The following is a 16,900-nucleotide window of genomic DNA, read 5'->3' on the forward strand; positions in this document are numbered from 1 at the left end:
GCCCCGCTCGAAGGAGTGGTCCAGCCGGGCGATTTCGTACCAGGTGCCCAGGTAGCGGTCTTTATCGAAACCGGTGACCGGTTCGATGCCTTTGGGCAGGCCGGTGCAGCCGGTCAGGAACAGGAGCAGGGTGGTCAGCAGGGCAAAGGGTTTCATCAGGAGCTGTCCTTCATTCAGGGAGATACAAAAGAAACCATAGCAAAGCGCCGGCGAAAACACTGCTGTGATTGCCTATGCTCTGAAATGCCAAATACGACGTATACTGAACCTCAATCAACCACGGAGAACCAGCATGATCGGATACGTAACCCTCGGTGTCAGCGATATAGGCAAGGCCAAGCAGTTCTATTGTGACCTGCTGGAGGACCTGGGTGGCAAGGTGCTGCTCGATCTGGAGCGCATCGCGTTTATCGGCGAGAGCATGGCCAAGCCCATGTTGGCGGTGTGCGTACCGTTCAACGGTGAGCCCAACCATCCAGGCAATGGCAACATGGTGGCCATCCCGGCGGGTTCCAAAGAAGCTGTGGATAAGTTTTATCACAAAGCCATTGAGCTGGGCGCAACCTGCGATGGAGAGCCTGGGCAACGTATTCCGGATATGTTCTACGGCGCCTATGTGCGAGACCCGGACGGTAACAAGCTGGCATTCTTCGAGTTCAGCTAAGCCTGCAAAAGGCCCCATATCGGGGCCTTTTTGTTGATGACGGAACTCAATAAGCGCCGCGAATCAGATCAATCCCCGGCTTGAGCACTTCCCGCCAGGCCTGGCGCAGTTCCGGTGTGTATTCCGGGTCGTGCACCCGCACGGTTTTCAGCAGGGCTTCTTCCCACAATCCGTACCACTCCGGCTGGATATTGTAGTGGTGGCGGTTGTGGCTCTGGCCCAGATCCTTGAGTTTGCGATCTGACATACCACGGGCCACCAGGATAATCTGCATCACGCCATTGCGCAGCAGGTGGCGCTGGGCAGACATGTCGGTATCGACAAACCGGTTGCGGATGGCGTCGGAACTGGCCATGAAGAAGTCGTAAAAATCGACGAAGAATTCATCTTTTCGGCAGCACCGGCCATAGCTTTGAAAAACGAGATCCGTTGGGTTCATTTGCAATCTGTGTCCTTGATCAACGGGAGGGTTGTCATTAGAGGCCACGGATTCTAAGCAAGCGAACAAGATTTTCCATAGCGAGTTGTAACACCTGACGCTATCAGCGACAGCTTTTTGTGGACGGTCGTTACTGCCTTCTCAGGAAAACCACCACCCCGGTAACAGTCGTTTTATCGGCGGCTGCAGAAATCGGTCATCAATCAGCCAGATTACGCCCTGGTCTTCCGGGGTGCGGATCACCCGGCCGGCGGCCTGGGCCACTTTCTGCAGGCCGGGAATCAGGTAGGTGTAGTTGTAGCCTTCGCCAAAGCGTTGCTGCAGGCGGTCTTTGAGGATTTCGTGCCAGGGGTCGAAGGGCGGCAGGCCCAGGGTCGCCACGAAGGCGCCGATCAACTGGTCGCCGGGCAGGTCGATGCCTTCACTGAACACGCCGCCGAGTACCGCAAAGGCGACGCTGCCTTCGGGTTTCTGAAATTCCGCCAGAAACTGCCGGCGCTGCTCCGGGCTCATGCCCGGCTGCTGGGAACGCTGAGGTATATCCGGTCCCTGTTCTGCCAGTGCATCACTCACTTCCTTCGCATACTTAAAACTGCTGAAAAACGCTAGGTAATGGCCCGGCCGGTCCCGATACTGTCTGGCGATCAGTTCGGCGATGGGTTGCAGCGAGCCCTCCCGATGCACCTGCCGGGTGCTGATACCGGGGGTGAACTGCACCTGCAATTGCTCGGCACTGAACGGGCTGGGCAGGGTGGTGAAGCGGGCGTCTTCCGGCAGACCAAGTAGATCCCGGTAATAAACGCCGGGGCTGAGGGTAGCGGAGAACAGGAGTACCGAGTGCGCGGCCTTGAAGCGTTCGGTGAGGAAATCGGCCGGGATCAGGTTCTGGATGGTCAGGCTGGCCCGGCCACGGCCGCTGCGCTGAAATTCACACAGGGAATGATCACCGAAGCCGTCCGCCAATTTCATAAACGCCACGCTTTCGAACATCACCTCCTGCAGGGCCAGGTCCGGCGGGTTGTCGGCCAGGTAATCGGTGATTACAGAAACCATGGCCTGCAACGCGCCCAGCAATTGCGGCGGCAGGGTGGCCAGAAATACCGGCTGGGCCTGTTCACCGTGATCCCGTATCAGCGCCTGCCAGGCCCGGGCAGTGCGGTCCAGCGCTGCTTTTACCGGTTTGGGGGCGGTCTTCTTCAGTTTCAGTAAGCGCTGTTGTTCCAGCTGCACCGAGTACATGCCCCGGGCACGGTCCACCAGGTTATGGGCTTCGTCTACCAGCACGCTGGCTTGCCAGTTGTTCTGGCGAATCAGGCCGTGCAGCAGGGCCGACTGGTCGAACAGCCGGTTCACGTCGCCAATCACCAGGTCACTCCAGCGGGCCATTTCCTGGGCGAGGAAATACGGGCAAATGTCATGACCTGCGGCGATTCTCGCTAAAACGTCCTGATTTAACGGCTCTTTGCTCTGCACCGCCTCAGCCCGGGCATCGGGCAGGCGGTCGAAGAAGCCTTTTGCCAAGGGGCAAGACTCGCCGTGGCAGGCTTTGTCCGGGTGTTCGCAGGCGTCGTCTTTCGATACCAGTTCCAGGGTGCGCAGCGGCCAGGGCTGCCGCTTATCCTGGGCGGCCCGCAACTTATCCACCGCATCCAGCGCCAGTTGCCGGGCGGTGTTGCGGCAGGTGAGGTAGAACAGCCGGTCCTGCTTGGCCGGTGGCATCGCCATCAGGGCCGGGAACAGGGTACCCAGAGTTTTACCCAGGCCGGTGGGAGCTTCCAGCAGCAGGGTGCCGGCTTTCATGGAGTTCTTGTAGACGGTTTCCGCCAGCTGCCGTTGCCGGGGGCGAAAATCCGGGAACGGAAAGGTGAGGCTGACCAACAGGGCATCGCGCTGCTCCCGATGGTGCTCTTCCTGCTCGGCCCAGGCTTTGTAGCGGCCACACAGGGTTTCCAGTTCCTGCCAGAGCTCGTCGGCTTTGGCGGTTTCGGTGAGCACCATTTCCTTGTCCCGGCCGGTGTCGTAATAAACCAGGGCCAGCTCCACGCTTTTGCGGTTGTCCTGCCGGCACAACAGGGCGCCGTAAGTCCGCAACTGGGCCCGGTGCAGGCCGCGCTGGTGGGGGCGAATGCGAGACACATCGCCCCGATGGGTTTTGATTTCTTCCAGCCGGTTCTTGTAGGAGTGGTAGCCATCCGCCCGGCCAGAAAGCTCCAGCCCCAAACAGTTACCGGTAAGTGAATACTCGCTTTTGTAGCCGTAACCGCGTTTTGCCTGGATCGCCTGATGGCCGGCCATGCCCTCCTCGGCACTTGGCGCCGGGGTGTAGCGGAAGTCCAGATCGCCATGGCGGGCTGCGAATTCACACAGGGTGCGAACGGCGACTTTCACAGGCTTGTCTCATGGGCCTGCCAGCGCACATAGCACACACTGGCCGGGATGCCCTCACGGGCGAAGAACTGCAACCAGCGTACCTGGTGATCCTGCAATCGGTCGCCGGGGCCTTTTACCTCGATCATTTCATAGCGCTGTTCCGGTTGCTCCGCGTCCGGCACCAGCCGGATCAGGTCGGGGAAGCCGCTGCGGTGTTCCTTGATGTTGTTGAGCAGGCGGCGGAACAGGGCCTCCAGGTGGCGCGGGGGAATGCAGTGCAGGGCCAGCTCCAACAGCTCTTCATCGAGTACCGGCCAGAACACGAAGGGATTGGCGATGCCTTGTTTGTTCCGGAAGCTGTCCAGAATCTCCCGGGGATAATCGCCGGTTGCCAGCAAACTGAAACGCTGCTCAAACGCCCGCTTTCGCCTCGCTACAAAATCGGCCCGGGTCAGGTCGGCCGGGCCAACATGGAACGGATGGAAGAAGGCGCCGGGCAGGGGTTTGAAGATCACCGGCCAGCACAGCAGCCCAAACAGGGCGTTGATCAGGGTGTTTTCTACATAGAACACCGGGGCCGCGTCCGTACCCAAATGCATCAGCGCCGCCCGCTCCACGCTGCCGGCTTCCGGTTTCGGCAGGGTGAGGGTGAATTCCTGCAGTGGGGGATTATCCCCAGGCTCGGGTGTGTCGGCCCCCACCTTGGCTGCCAGCCGTTTCAGCAGGCGGCTCAGACCCTGGGCTTCGGCGTCGCTCAATTCCGAGGTCTGCCATTGGCAGGCGATGGACCAGGCTTCATCAAAACGCTTCATTCGTTCCAGCAACCGCAGCTGTTTCAGTCGTGCTTCCCGATGACCACTGGCGGCCCATACCTGCAACGCCAGCTCCTGCTCGCCCTGGCGCTCCGCCTGCCGGCCCAGTTCCAGCAACAGCCGGTCCCGGCGGCTGGTGAGCCAGGGATTATCCACAGGCCCGGGTACATCAGACCAGACCTCCGCCGGCGGTTCGCCGTCGTCGAGCCGTTCCCGGCACTGGTGCATCTGCAGGTAACAGTCCACTTCCGAGCGATGCTGAAAGGCGCGGGATTCCGGGGTAAAGGGCACCGGCTCGAATTGCTGCACGCCCAGTTCCACCAGCACAAAGTCGGTCCAGCTCTGGCGCAGATTGCCGAAGAACATCAGGCGGGTGCGGTCAAACAGGGCCATATCCTGGAGCTGGACCACTTCCGGGGCCTGTTCACCGACAGCCTCTGCCAGCCAGTGCCGCAGGGGCCTTGGTTCACTGAACGCTTCCGCCAGAAACTCCCGCATCTGAGCTTTTCCCAGCGTTTTCGGGTGGCCCTGTTGGTGCAGCCAACCGCCAAAGACCGGCCTTAGCTCAGCCAGGGTAAACAGCCGGAACAGATCGTCCAGGCTCAGCTCCGGCGAGTTATCCAGCCAGCCCTCCTGCACCAATAACTTGAGCGCTTCGGCCTCCGGCACCGGCAGTTCCGGGTAGCGCAGCTTGTCGGCCCGGAACAGCTCCCCGGTGCGCATCACCATGCGCGAGAGTAACGCCCTCGGCCCGGTCGCCAGGTTGGTAAACGCCTCCAGCCGGGCTTGCTCCCATTCACTCAACAAATCGGCGTGATGATCAGCCACCCAGGACACGATGGTGTCCATGTTGCTCAGGTAATACAGGGGGTCTTGAAGGTTTGCTGTTTGCGGGCGCTGGCCTGTGAATTCTGTGATCATAATGCTCAGAGGTTTTACCTGCTCCGATGTAGCCTCAAAACACTATATCAGAGGACTGGCACCCAATTATTCTCGAGAGCACACCCGCGTTCAGATACCCAGATCCGCAGGCTGCAAACGAACGCCGGCAATCTTCCAGGCGCCGTCCGTCATCTCCATACGGTAATAGGCATCCCAGCGTTTACCCTCGGGCCCTTGCAGTCGAACCACCTGGATGTCAAAGCCGCCATGAGGCACCCGCTCGGCAAACTCGATGGCGGTCGCGCTGTGAACGGCCGGGTAGGCCTCGCGGACCATGGCCAGGAACCCCTCGGAGGTGCCGAACCGGCGCTTGATCCCTTCCGAGGCATACGCCCAGGCCTGAACCTCATCCTCATTGGCGAAGGCTTCGATCTGGCTGAGGATGGCGTTCTGGATATCGGCATCCGCGTCGTCCGCCAGGGGTCTGGAAGACCATGCCAGCGCAAGTACCAACGCCGCTGTGAGCGCCAGAATGATGCCGGTTTTGATGTTGACGCTGTTAAGCCCCATGACGACCACCCATTTTGCGTTCAATGTTTAATCAATACGCTACCACTGTGGCGGTGGATTGATCCGTCAGTGTTGCTGCTCAGGCCAGATCAATCGCATCAGCGCGCGGCGCCTTGGGTCAGGAAACGCGATGGTGTTGTCTGAACGCTGGATGGCAATCACTTCTCCCAGCATCTGGAATAACCCAACGTGGTTGTGGATACACCGGGGGATCGACTGCTCTCTGAGCGATGCGAGGTAACGGTCGAGGTTATCCTGGTCGGTACGCCAGTGATCGGCAAAACCGTGGTTGAACAAGGCTCTGGTCGCGATCGACGTCCACTCATGCCGGTAGCTTGTCTCCAGGCGTTCCGGATACAGGAACAAATCCTTGATCTCCCTGTCGATCGGCACCACCACCCGCTCCGGTGGAAAAAGCAGACGCATCGCCAGAAGATCGTAGGTATCGGACAGGTGCTGGTCGACCGCTACGCGGACTAAATCAATCTTGTTCATAGTTGCTCGATGATGTCCCGGGCCAACATCCTGCCGGCGCTCAACTGCCGCTGAACGACAACGAATCCACCAGCTCAGTGGCCCTGAATTCGGCACCGTCAAACTCACTGTCCGGTACCTGGGTCAAGGTATATGCGAGGGCGCTGGCCGCCTGCTCCGCCGTCAGGCATTGCCTGGAATCCAGCCGATCGCTCAGCCACTGGCCGTGGGGTAACTTCAGCCGCCGGGCCTTGCGGACGTGCTCCCGGATGCCCGGCGTGTCGACCAGACCAGGCTGGAACAGGCTGACAACCGGCCCTGCCTCCATGGTCGAAAACTCCACCGACAACTGCTGTACCAGACGCCTCAACGCCATTTTACTGATGCCGTAACTGCCGGTGCCCGGCTGCGCGTGTTTGTCCATGCCCGCCCCGATCATGATAATTCTGGCGGCCGTATCGCCCTGCTGAAAAAGCGGCAATAACGACTGCGTGAGCAACATCGGAGCCGACACGTTTACCGCCAATGCCTCCTGAAAATCGTAGAGCTGCAGGCTGGCGAAGTCCGCTGCCGGCTCCCCCACACCGGCGCAATGGACAAAGGCGGCAAGATGATCAACGGAATCAATCACCTGCTGTGCCAGGTCGCGGGTGCTGACCGGGTCCGCCAGCTCTACCGACAGGGTTATAACCTGGCGGGTTGGTGCATCCCGTCGGATGATTTCTGCAACCTGCTCAAGCCTGGAGGCCGTGCGGCCCGAGAGGATCAGATCGTAACCCTGACCGGCCAGCTCCAACGCCAGCGCCCGACCAATGCCGGATCCCGCCCCGGTAATCAATGCCCACATATCAGCACTCCTGGTTGCCCACACATTACGACGCATTCTGTCGCGCCGGTTGACTACAATTGACTGCGATTGGCCGTTACAGACGGTCCGCATCTGTGGTCACATACGGTAACCTGTACCATCAGGATTGACTCGAACACCAAACAAGGAATCCCATGGCGGCTTCACCCACCATCGAACCCGGCTTTCACGCCATCCACGCCAACCACCTGGAAGACCTGCGCCGCGCCGTGGTCTACATCTGCCGGCAGAACCCGATGCCGCCGCTGCAGAGCGAGACCTTTCTGGTGCAGAGTAACGGCATCGCCCAGTGGTTGAAGCTGGCACTGGCCGAAAAGCGCACCGACGATGGCGTGGAAGGCGGTCTGGGCATTGCTGCCGGCATGGAGTTCCTGTTTCCTGCGCGCTTTATCTGGCAGGCCTACCGGGCGGTGTTGCCCGATGGCGAAGTGCCGGAGCAGTCTCCTTTCGACAAGCGCCGTCTGGTGTGGCGGCTGTACCGGTTGTTGCCGGCGCTGGTGGGCCAGGATGACGCCTTTACGCCCCTGGCGCGGTTTCTGGACGGTAGCGACACCGACCTGCGCAATTTCCAGCTGGCCGAGAAAGTGGCCGACCTGTTCGACCAGTACCAGGTGTTCCGCGCCGACTGGCTGGCGGCCTGGGAGCAGGGCAAGGATGTGGTGATTACCGCCCGGGGTGAGGAAAAGGCCCTGGATGCGGAAACCCTCTGGCAGCCGTTACTCTGGCGCAAGCTGGTAGAAGACGTGGGCAGCGAGGCCCACACCAGCCGCTCGCAGATTCACACTCGCTTTATGGCGCAGGGCCAGCGCATCAGCCAGCCGGCCAATCCGGGGCGCTTGCCCAGGCGCATCGTGGTGTTCGGGGTGTCATCCCTGCCGAGGCAGGCACTCGAAGCTTTGTATGTATTGAGCCGGTTCAGCCAGGTGGTGCTGTGCGTGCACAACCCCTGCCAGTTCTACTGGGCCGACATCATCAGCGACCGGGAGCTGCTGAAAGCCGAACGCAAACGGGGTGCCGCACACCCGGTGCTGTCACAGATTGATGACCCGGACCAGCTGCACCAGCACGCCAACCCCTTGCTGGCCGCCTGGGGCAAACAGGGCCGGGACTACATCCGCTTGCTGGATGAGTTCGACAACCCGGACGACTACCGCGCCAGCTTCCAGACCCCGGGCCAGAAGATCGACATCTTCACCGATCATGGCGATGTGGATAACCCCTGCCTGCTGCATCAGTTGCAGAACGATATCCACAACCTGACGCCACTGCAGGAAATTCGCCAGCAGCAGCGCACGGTGGATCTGGCCAAAGATCATTCGGTGGTGTTCCACAATGCCCACGGCCCCCAGCGGGAAGTGGAAATCCTGCACGACCAGCTGCTGGCCGCGTTCAATGCCGACCCCACCCTGCGGCCCCGGGATGTGATCGTCATGGTACCGGATATCAACGTGTACGCGCCCCACATCCAGGCCGTATTCGGCCGCTATTCGCCGGGGCGCAGACGCCACATTCCATTCACCATTTCCGACCAGGGCCAGCGCCACCACGAACCGGTGCTGATTGCTCTGGAAACCCTGATGTCGCTGCCCCGCAGCCGCTTTGGCGTGAGCGAGATCATCAGTCTGCTGGAAGTGCCCGGCATCCGCGACCGCTTTGATATCAGCGAGGATGACATCCCCCTGGCCCGGCGCTGGGTGGAAGGTGCCAATATCCGTTGGGGCCTGCATGGCCAGCACCGGGAAAGCCTGTCGCTGCCGGCGGAGCTGGATCGCAACACCTGGCAGTCAGGCCTTCGGTCCATGCTGCTGGGTTATGGCATGGGCGATGACGAACCCTGGGGCGGGGTAGAACCCTATGGCGAAATCGGTGGCCTGCAAGCCAGCCTGGCCGGTCGCCTGGGAGAGTTCGTGCACCAGCTAGAAACCCTGTGGCAGGCACTGCAAACCACCCGCACTCCGGAGCAATGGGAAGCCCTGTTCTCCACCATGCTCGAGCAATTTTTCCACAAGGTGGAAGGCCAGGACCTGCTGTTGCTGAACCGCTTCCGCCGTCAGCTGGAGCAATGGCTGGAAGATGCCCTCGCCGCCGGCCTGGATTGCCAGCCACTGCCCCTGAACATCGTCAAAGATGTGCTTTTGCAGGGCCTGGACGAAGGCGGTCTGAACCAGCGCTTCCTGGCCGGCAAGGTGAACTTCGCCACCCTGATGCCGATGCGGGCCATTCCCTTTCGCAAGGTGTGCCTGCTGGGCATGAACGATGGCGACTACCCGCGCTCCCGTCCGCCGGTGGATTTCGACCTGATGGCCCAGGATTACCGGCCCGGCGACCGCTCCCGCCGGGAAGACGACCGCTACCTGTTCCTGGAAGCCCTGTTATCCGCCCGGGAACAGCTTTACATCAGCTGGGTCGGGCGCAGCATCAAGGACGATTCCGAGCGGCCACCCTCGGTCTTGATCGGCCAGCTGCAGGATCACCTGGACAGCCTGTGGGCGGTGCCGGGGCAACCGGAACTGCCCGTTACCAAAGCCCTGACCACCCAACACCCGTTGCAACCCTTCAGCCGGGATTACTTCCCGAAAGCCAATGGCGTGGGCGAAGGCGAAGAAGCCCAGCCCAGACCGCTGGCCGAGGTGCTGCAGGCCCGTGGCTTGTTCACCTACGAACGGGAATGGCGCAGCGCCCACGGTGTGGAAGCCCTCGAGCAGGCCCATCAGGCATTGCCGTACCAGGCGCCGGAAGAACCCATCAGCCTGAACGAGCTGGCGAACTTCCTGAAAAAGCCCATCGACACCTTCTACCAGCGCCGGCTGCAGGTGCGCTTTGAAGAGGTGGAAGACGAAGATACCGACAACGAAAACTTCGACCTGAACGGCCTGGACCGCTGGCGCCTGGATAACGAACTGATCCAGCACAGCGTACTGAAAGCCGCCAGCGAGGAAGAGCTGCACGAACGGCTGGCAACCAGCCTGGACCGCATGGCCCGGCGCGGTGACCTGGGTATGGGGGTCACCGAACACCGCCTGCGCACCGAACTGGCCGGCCGGTTGCCGGACCTGTTCGAACGCTATCGCGGCGCCCTGGCGGAATGGCCGGAAGCGGTGGCCGAGCCATTACCCTTCGAGTTTCGCTATTCAGGCGACCTGGGGGCAGTGGACGTGGCGGACCTGATCGACAACCTGCGCTGCAACCCTGGGGGCCAGCTGTGCCGGCTGGTCATCGCCAGCTCCGGCCTGCTCACCGGTTCCGGCTACTCTAAAAAAGTCCGCTACGCCAACCTGCTGCAAGACTGGCTGATACACCTGGCCGGGCAACTCAGCGGCCAGCCCTTTGAAACCCTGATTCTGGCCAAGGAAGAAGGCCGAAAATTCCACTTCCCGGTGCTGGCACCCGAACAGGCACGCAAACACTTAGAAGTCATTCTCGGCCGCTGGATGGACGCCACCACCCGGGCCCTGCCCGTTCACTGCGAAGCCAGCTTTGCCTGGATCACCAGTTTCTACGGCGGCAAGAAATACATAGGTGACCACGAACGGGCCGTCAGTGAGGCAGAGCAGGCCTATACCACGGCCCTGGAGCGAGACACCGGCTACCTGCGCGGCGCCTTTGAAAGCCCCGGGGCGTTAATGGCCAGCGGCGAATTCGAAGCCTTGCTGCATCAACTCTATGTTCCCCTTTGGGAAGCAGAGCAGGGCAAATCAGCAGCCGAGCAGGTGGGTTACCAGGAGGAACAAGCATGAGTCGCGCAATCGGCAACCGTAACCCGAACCTGGACCCGCTGGCGCTGCCCCTGCACGGCAGTGCCCTGATCGAGGCCAGTGCCGGCACCGGCAAAACCTTCACCATCGCCATTCTCTATGTGCGCCTGGTGCTGGGCCATGGCCAGGGCGAAGACAGCCCGCTGCAGAATCTGCTGCCGCCTAACCTGCTGGTAGTGACCTTTACCGAGGCCGCCACCAAGGAGCTGCGGGACCGCATCCGCACCCGGCTGACCCAGGCTGCCGAGGTGTTTTCCGACGCTGCCGGTCGCCTGGAACCCACCCCGGAAACCGCCCTTATCCACAAGTTACGGGATGACAGTTATCCGGACCCGGCAACCTGGCCCGACTGCCGCAAGAAACTGCTGCTGGCCGCCGAATGGATGGACGAGGCGGCGGTGTCCACCATCCACGGCTGGTGTAACCGCATGCTCAGCGAACACGCCTTCGACAGCGGCAGCCTGTTCAAACTCACCCTGGCCACCGACCAGAGCGAACTGCTGGAAGACGTAGCCCGGGATTACTGGCGTACCTTTGTCTATCCGCTACCGCCAACCCTGATGGATGAAGCTCTCAGCCACTGGAAAACCCCCACCGACCTGCGCAAGGCCGTGCGCAATCTGATCGACGATCCGGACGCCCTGGGCACACCGCCAGAGAACGTGCACCAGGCCATCAACCAGGCGGTCAGCGAACGGCTGGCACGGGCCAATGAACTGAAAGCGCACCCCTGGGCCCAGTGGCAGCAAGAAGTCACCGATCTGCTGAACGACTTGAACAAAGCCAAACGCCTGCACGGCGGCAGCAAGAACGCCATGCTCAAGGTGTGGGAAAACCTGCTGGCCTGGGCCGAATCCGATGAGCTGCTGCCGGAGAAACTGGACAGCGCCGCCGGCTTCAAGAACCAGACCCCCGAAGGCCTGGATAACATCCTGAAAGGGGACGCCCCGGCACCCCATCACCCGGCCTTCGACGCCATCGAAGCCTTGCTGGCGTTCGGTCAGAACCAGCCCAGCGCCAAGTCCGACATCCTGCGCCACGCCAGCCACTGGATTGCCAGCCGGCTGGAAGCGGAAAAGCAGCAACGCTCGGAGATGGGCTTTGATGACCTGCTCACCCGCCTGGATGACGCTTTACATGGCCCTCGGGGTGACCAGTTGGCGGCCACCATTCGCCGCCAGTTCCCGGTGGCGCTGATTGACGAATTCCAGGACACCGACCCGGTGCAGTACCGCATCTTTAACCGGGTCTACAACGTGCAAGCCAACAGCACGGACACCTGCCTGCTGATGATCGGTGACCCGAAACAGGCCATTTACGGCTTCCGGGGCGCCGATATTTACACCTACCTGCAGGCCCGCCTGGGTGTGCAGGCCCGCACTTACACTCTGGGCAAGAACTTCCGCTCCGCCAAAACCATGGTGAGCGCCGTCAACCGGGTGTTTGAACACAGCGACCAGCACAGCGCCAAGGGTGCCTTCCTGTTCGGCAAAGGTGACAGCACGCCGCTGCCGTTCCAGGGCGTCGATGCCAACGGCACCAAACGCCTGTGGGCAGTGCAGGATAAGCTCCAACCCAGCCTGGTGTTCTGGACCCACGAATCCGGAGAAGAAGACAAGGAAGGCAATCCGAAAGGCCTGGCCAAGGGCACCGCCACCGCCCAGGTGGCCGAAACCTGCGCCAGTGAAATTGCCCGGTTGCTGACCCTGGGCCAGGCGAAGCAGGCGGGCTTTGTCCTGCCGGATAACCCGGCGGACCTGGAGCCGGTGGCTCCCAACGACATCGCCGTGCTGGTGAACAACCGCAACGAGGCGGCCGCGGTGCGGGATGCCCTCGGGCGCCGGCGCATCAAGAGCGTGTACCTGTCGGACAGGGATTCGGTACTGACCTCCCCGGAAGCCAAGGAAGTGTTGTGCTGGCTGCGCGCCTTCGCCGAGCCCCGGCAACTGGCCTTCATTCGCGCCGCACTGGCCACACCGACCCTGGGCCAGAGCTGGCAGACAATGGACCTGCTGCTAACCGACGAACTGGTGCTGGAACAGGAAATCGAGCGCTTTCAGGGTTACCAGCAGCAATGGCAAAGCCAGGGCGTGCTGCCCATGCTGCGCAGCTTCCTGATGGATTTCGAAGTGCCTGGCCGCCTGTTGCAACGGGCCGATGGCGAACGACGGCTCACCGACATTCTGCACATCGCCGAACTGCTGCAGCAGGACAGCCTGCAACTGGACGGCGAACACGCGCTGGTGCACCACTTCACCCAGATTCTGCGGACGGCAGATGACGAGGACGAACACCGCACCCTGCGCCTGGAAAGCGACGCCGGCTTGGTGAAGGTGATTACCGTGCACAAGTCCAAGGGCCTGGAATACCCGCTGGTGTTCCTGCCCTTCGGCACCGCCTTCCGGGCGGAGAACCAGAAGCAGGCCTGGGTGCGCTACCACAATGACACCGGCCAATTAATGACCGTATTGGAGCCAACGCCGGAAGACATCGAGAAAGCCGACCAGGAACGTCTCGGCGAGGACATCCGCAAACTCTACGTGGCCCTGACCCGGGCCCGGTTTGCCACCTGGGTGGGCGCGGCGGCTGTGGATAACTGGCAGCAGAGCGGGTTGGGCTATGTACTGGCCGGATCACCGGAGCAGGGCATCAGCCAGGCACTGGCGCCGCTGGCCCAGGGCCGACCGGACATCGCCATGACGCCGCTGCCGGAACCCCAGGACACGGTGTTCATCGAAACCGCCCCGGAAGCCCTGGGGCCAGCGCTGGTCTCCAGCCGGGAAGCCAGGGAAGACTGGTGGATTGCCAGTTACTCCAGCATCGAATACACCGGCATGGCAGGCACCGGCATTACCTTCACCGGCGAGGTGGAAGACGCCCAGACCCAGAACCTGCTGGAAGAGAGTGCCCAGGGCCCAGCCGACGAGGCCCCGGCCATGCCCGACGCGCGCAACCACCACCATTTCCCCAAAGGCGCCGGCCCCGGCACCTTCCTGCACGAATTGCTGGAATGGTGTACGGCCCAGGGCTTGCAGCGGGTTGTGGACAACCCCGGGCTGCTGCACGAACAACTCACCCGCCGCTGTGGCACCCGGGGCTGGGGCGACTGGGTGGAACCTCTGCAGCAGTGGCTGCTGACGCTGATCCAGAAACCGCTGCAGCTGGACCGGGACGGCCAGCGCACTGCCAGCCTGGCCGGGCTGGGCAGCCTGCGCCCGGAGCTGGAGTTCTGGTTTGAGAGCCGCAACGTCAGCATCCGGCAGCTGGATGCGCTGGTCACCCGTCACACCCTGAACAGCGCGGACCGGCCACGGGCCGAAACCCGCCGGTTTAACGGTATGCTCAAAGGTTTTATCGACCTGGTGTTTGAACACAGGGGGCAGTATTACGTGCTGGACTACAAATCCAATGCTCTGGGCGAGGACGACGCCGCCTACACCGACCAGGCCATGGGCCAGGCAATCCTGAACAAGCGCTACGATCTGCAATACATCCTCTACCTGCTGGCCCTGCACCGGCTGCTGAAAGCCCGGTTGCCGGATTACGACTACGACCAGCACATCGGGGGCGCGGTGTACCTGTTCCTGCGCGGGGTCGATTCCGCCAGCGGCGGTGCCTTTACCGACAAGCCCCCCAGACTGCTGATCGAGCAACTGGATGCCCTGTTCGACGGCGAGCCGGTCTCCGGGGAGGTGGCTGCATGAGCCGTACCCGCCATACCGAGAACCAGTTTGCCCTGGACCTTGGCGACGACACGCCGGTGAACACAACAGCAACGGAACCGCGCAAGCCTGTGGATAACTCACAGCTATTGGCCAGCCTGAACGAAACCGTAATCCTGTTAGGGCAATGGCAGCAGGCCGGCTGGATTCGCCCGCTGGATACCGGCTTTGCCCGACTGATCCGGGAACTCAGCGAAGAGCAGGGCGAAAGCCCGCAGCCTCTGGTGCTGCTGTTGGCGGCGCTGACCTCCCACCAGGTGGGCCGGGGCCATGTCTGCATCGACCTGGCCACGCTACTGGCCGATGCCGGCCATACCCTGGCGCTGCCGCCGGAAGAACCGGCCCATACCCGGCTATCCGAAGCCGAGGCGGCCAACCTGCAAGGGATTTATCCACAGGAGCTGCTGGCCCGGGTGCAGCTGGCCGATTGCCTGGCGGCCCTGCAAGGCTCGCTGGCGGTCAGTCATGGCTCCGTGCCGGCACCGCTGGTACTGAACGGCAGCCGGTTGTATCTGCGCCGGTTCTGGCGCTACGAACAACGCATTGCCGACGGCATCCAGCAACGGCTGGCGTTGCCCTCACCCCTGGCCGACCCTCAATCACCAGCGGCGCAAACCCTGTCGCAGGCGCTGAACAAACTGTTCCGGCCAACCGACGCGGTGGATTACCAGAAACTGGCCTGCGCCCAGGCCGCCCGTAACTGCTTTGCGGTCATTACCGGCGGCCCGGGCACCGGCAAGACCACCACGGTAGTTAACCTGCTGGCTGCCCTGCAGGCCGTGGCCGGGCAAAGCCCGGAGCGCGCAGGGCGCAAATACCGTATCCGCCTGGCCGCACCCACCGGCAAGGCCGCCGCCCGCCTGAACGAATCCATTGGCGGCGCGGTCAGCAAGCTGCCGCTGGCTGACCTGCCCGGCGCCGTGCAACTGAACGACATTCCCACCAAGGTCACCACCCTGCACCGGTTGCTGGGTAGCCGGCCCGACACCCGCCAGTTCCGCCACCACCGGGACAACCCGCTGCTGGTGGATATCCTGGTGATCGATGAAGCCTCCATGGTGGATGTCGACCTGATGGCCTCGGTGTTCGACGCCCTGCCCGCCAGTGCCCAACTCATCCTGCTGGGTGACAAGGACCAACTGGCCTCAGTGGATGCCGGCGCCGTGCTGGGCGAGCTGTGCCAGCGCGCCTTCGACGCCCACTACACCCCGGACACCGCCAGCTGGCTGGCCGCCATCACCGGCGCTCAAGTGCCCGACAGCCTTGTGGATAACTCCGGCCAGCCGCTTGACCAGGCCGTAGCCATGTTGCGCAAAAGCTACCGCTTCGGGCAGGACAGCGGTATCCGCGAGCTGGCAGAAGCGGTGAACACCAGTGCTCTGACGGGCACCGTGCTCGCACAAATCCGGGACGCCGAGTTTGAGGATGTGATCTGGCTGAACGGCCACACGCCGAAACCCGATCCGGAGCAAACCCTCGAGCTCATCTGCCGCCACGCCATCACCGGCACACCGGAGAGCTTCCGCAACGCCGGGCAGGGGCGGGTGGTGAATGGGCAAGCACTGCCACCACCGGTGGGCTACCGCCATTATCTGGACGTTATCCACAGCTCCGGTTTAACCGCCGACAGCTCCCGAGAAGCCTGGGATGCCCACGCCTCAAACGTGCTGGAAGCCTTCAACGACTTCCAGGTTCTATGTGCGTTACGCAAAGGCCCCTGGGGCGTCGAAGGCTTAAACCAGCAAATCGCCCAAAAGCTGCTGGCGGAGAAACTGATCGACAAAACCGAAGGCTGGTATGCCGGCCGGCCGGTACTGGTCACCGGCAACGACTACAATCTGGGCCTGATGAACGGGGACATCGGCATCACTTTCAGTGTGCCCTGGGACAGGAGCGCCACTGGTGAGCCAAAAGACACCTTGCGGGTGGCCTTCCCGAGTGGTGACAGCACCGGCGGTATCCGCTGGATTTCCCCCAGCCGTCTGCAGCAACTGGAAACCGTTTACGCCATGACCGTGCACAAATCCCAGGGCTCAGAGTTCAACCACACCTGCTTGGTGCTACCAGATCGCCTCAGCCCGGTGCTCACCAAAGAGCTGGTGTACACTGGCATTACCCGGGCAAAGAACTGGTTTAGCCTGATTGCTGGCGATGCTCAGGTGTTTAAGGACAGCGTGAGCCAACAGGTCGTACGGGCGTCTGGTCTGGCGCTTCGGCTTGGGGAGCAATAGCCCCGGGCATCAGGGTGGTAGGCCTTTCCAGAACACGCTCCTGCGGCACGTCCATGTGACGCTCGAGCTCCGCCATCCATGGCTCCGCACGGTTCTGGAAAGGCCTACCACCC

11 protein-coding genes are annotated in these 16,900 nt (G+C 62.2%); 4 read left to right on the plus strand and 7 right to left on the minus strand.

Annotation, left to right across the window (positions count from 1 at the left end; translation table 11 throughout):
* Window positions 1-156: lipocalin family protein (locus tag IBX51_RS08075; protein WP_291830627.1), on the minus strand; the 156-nt coding region annotated here is incomplete at its 3' end.
* 136 nt (window positions 157-292) lie between these two features.
* Here IBX51_RS08075 and IBX51_RS08080 point away from each other — a divergent pair.
* Window positions 293-664, plus strand: coding sequence for a VOC family protein (locus tag IBX51_RS08080; RefSeq protein ID WP_291830567.1), 372 nt, complete (start codon window positions 293-295; stop codon window positions 662-664).
* 46 nt (window positions 665-710) lie between these two features.
* On the opposite strand, the gene IBX51_RS08085 is transcribed toward IBX51_RS08080, so the two are convergent.
* From IBX51_RS08085 to IBX51_RS08110, 6 genes are all read right to left on the minus strand, one after another.
* Window positions 711-1,103, minus strand: a complete 393-nt coding sequence (locus IBX51_RS08085; protein WP_291830569.1) for a globin domain-containing protein — start codon at window positions 1,101-1,103, stop codon at window positions 711-713.
* A gap of 141 nt (window positions 1,104-1,244) precedes the next feature.
* Entirely contained in the window at window positions 1,245-3,491 is a 2,247-nt protein-coding gene (locus IBX51_RS08090) for an ATP-dependent DNA helicase (RefSeq protein ID WP_291830570.1), read from the minus strand.
* Window positions 3,488-5,206, minus strand: coding sequence for a VRR-NUC domain-containing protein (locus IBX51_RS08095; protein WP_291830572.1), 1,719 nt, complete (start codon window positions 5,204-5,206; stop codon window positions 3,488-3,490). Before IBX51_RS08095 ends, IBX51_RS08090 begins: the two co-directional genes overlap by 4 nt.
* Window positions 5,207-5,296: 90 nt before the next feature.
* Window positions 5,297-5,737 carry a DUF4864 domain-containing protein gene (locus tag IBX51_RS08100; protein ID WP_291830574.1) on the minus strand — a complete coding sequence of 147 codons (441 nt, stop codon included), beginning with the start codon at window positions 5,735-5,737 and terminating at the stop codon, window positions 5,297-5,299.
* 66 nt (window positions 5,738-5,803) lie between these two features.
* Window positions 5,804-6,232 (minus strand): hypothetical protein, encoded by a 429-nt coding sequence (locus tag IBX51_RS08105; RefSeq protein WP_291830577.1) that lies wholly within the window; start codon window positions 6,230-6,232, stop codon window positions 5,804-5,806.
* A 40-nt stretch (window positions 6,233-6,272) separates the two neighbouring features.
* Window positions 6,273-7,058: an SDR family oxidoreductase gene (locus tag IBX51_RS08110; RefSeq protein ID WP_291830579.1), complete on the minus strand. Its 786-nt coding sequence runs from the start codon at window positions 7,056-7,058 to the stop codon at window positions 6,273-6,275.
* 155 nt (window positions 7,059-7,213) lie between these two features.
* Here IBX51_RS08110 and recC point away from each other — a divergent pair, with 155 nt between their 5' ends.
* The 3 genes from recC to recD are packed head-to-tail and all read left to right on the plus strand — an operon-like array spanning window position 7,214 to window position 16,787.
* Window positions 7,214-10,816 carry an exodeoxyribonuclease V subunit gamma gene (recC, locus tag IBX51_RS08115; protein ID WP_291830581.1) on the plus strand — a complete coding sequence of 1,201 codons (3,603 nt, stop codon included), beginning with the start codon at window positions 7,214-7,216 and terminating at the stop codon, window positions 10,814-10,816.
* On the plus strand, window positions 10,813-14,538 hold the full coding sequence (recB, locus tag IBX51_RS08120) for an exodeoxyribonuclease V subunit beta (protein ID WP_291830583.1): 3,726 nt from the start codon (window positions 10,813-10,815) through the stop codon (window positions 14,536-14,538). The genes recC and recB overlap by 4 nt, the downstream gene beginning before the upstream one ends.
* Window positions 14,535-16,787: an exodeoxyribonuclease V subunit alpha gene (recD, locus tag IBX51_RS08125; protein WP_291830585.1), complete on the plus strand. Its 2,253-nt coding sequence runs from the start codon at window positions 14,535-14,537 to the stop codon at window positions 16,785-16,787. Before recB ends, recD begins: the two co-directional genes overlap by 4 nt.
* Window positions 16,788-16,900: the final 113 nt, after the last annotated feature.

Origin of the sequence: Marinobacter sp., assembly GCF_014859525.1 — a bacterium.
Taxonomy (GTDB): domain Bacteria; phylum Pseudomonadota; class Gammaproteobacteria; order Pseudomonadales; family Oleiphilaceae; genus Marinobacter.

Bases quoted from the DNA above. Each gene is read 5' to 3' on its own strand.
- IBX51_RS08080 (WP_291830567.1), top strand. From the start codon at position 293: ATGATCGGATACGTAACCCTCGGTGTCAGCGATATAGGCAAGGCCAAG.
- IBX51_RS08085 (WP_291830569.1), bottom strand. From the start codon at position 1,103: ATGAACCCAACGGATCTCGTTTTTCAAAGCTATGGCCGGTGCTGCCGA.
- IBX51_RS08095 (WP_291830572.1), bottom strand. From the start codon at position 5,206: ATGATCACAGAATTCACAGGCCAGCGCCCGCAAACAGCAAACCTTCAA.
- IBX51_RS08100 (WP_291830574.1), bottom strand. From the start codon at position 5,737: ATGGGGCTTAACAGCGTCAACATCAAAACCGGCATCATTCTGGCGCTC.
- IBX51_RS08105 (WP_291830577.1), bottom strand. From the start codon at position 6,232: ATGAACAAGATTGATTTAGTCCGCGTAGCGGTCGACCAGCACCTGTCC.
- IBX51_RS08110 (WP_291830579.1), bottom strand. From the start codon at position 7,058: ATGTGGGCATTGATTACCGGGGCGGGATCCGGCATTGGTCGGGCGCTG.
- recC (WP_291830581.1), top strand. From the start codon at position 7,214: ATGGCGGCTTCACCCACCATCGAACCCGGCTTTCACGCCATCCACGCC.
- recB (WP_291830583.1), top strand. From the start codon at position 10,813: ATGAGTCGCGCAATCGGCAACCGTAACCCGAACCTGGACCCGCTGGCG.
- recD (WP_291830585.1), top strand. From the start codon at position 14,535: ATGAGCCGTACCCGCCATACCGAGAACCAGTTTGCCCTGGACCTTGGC.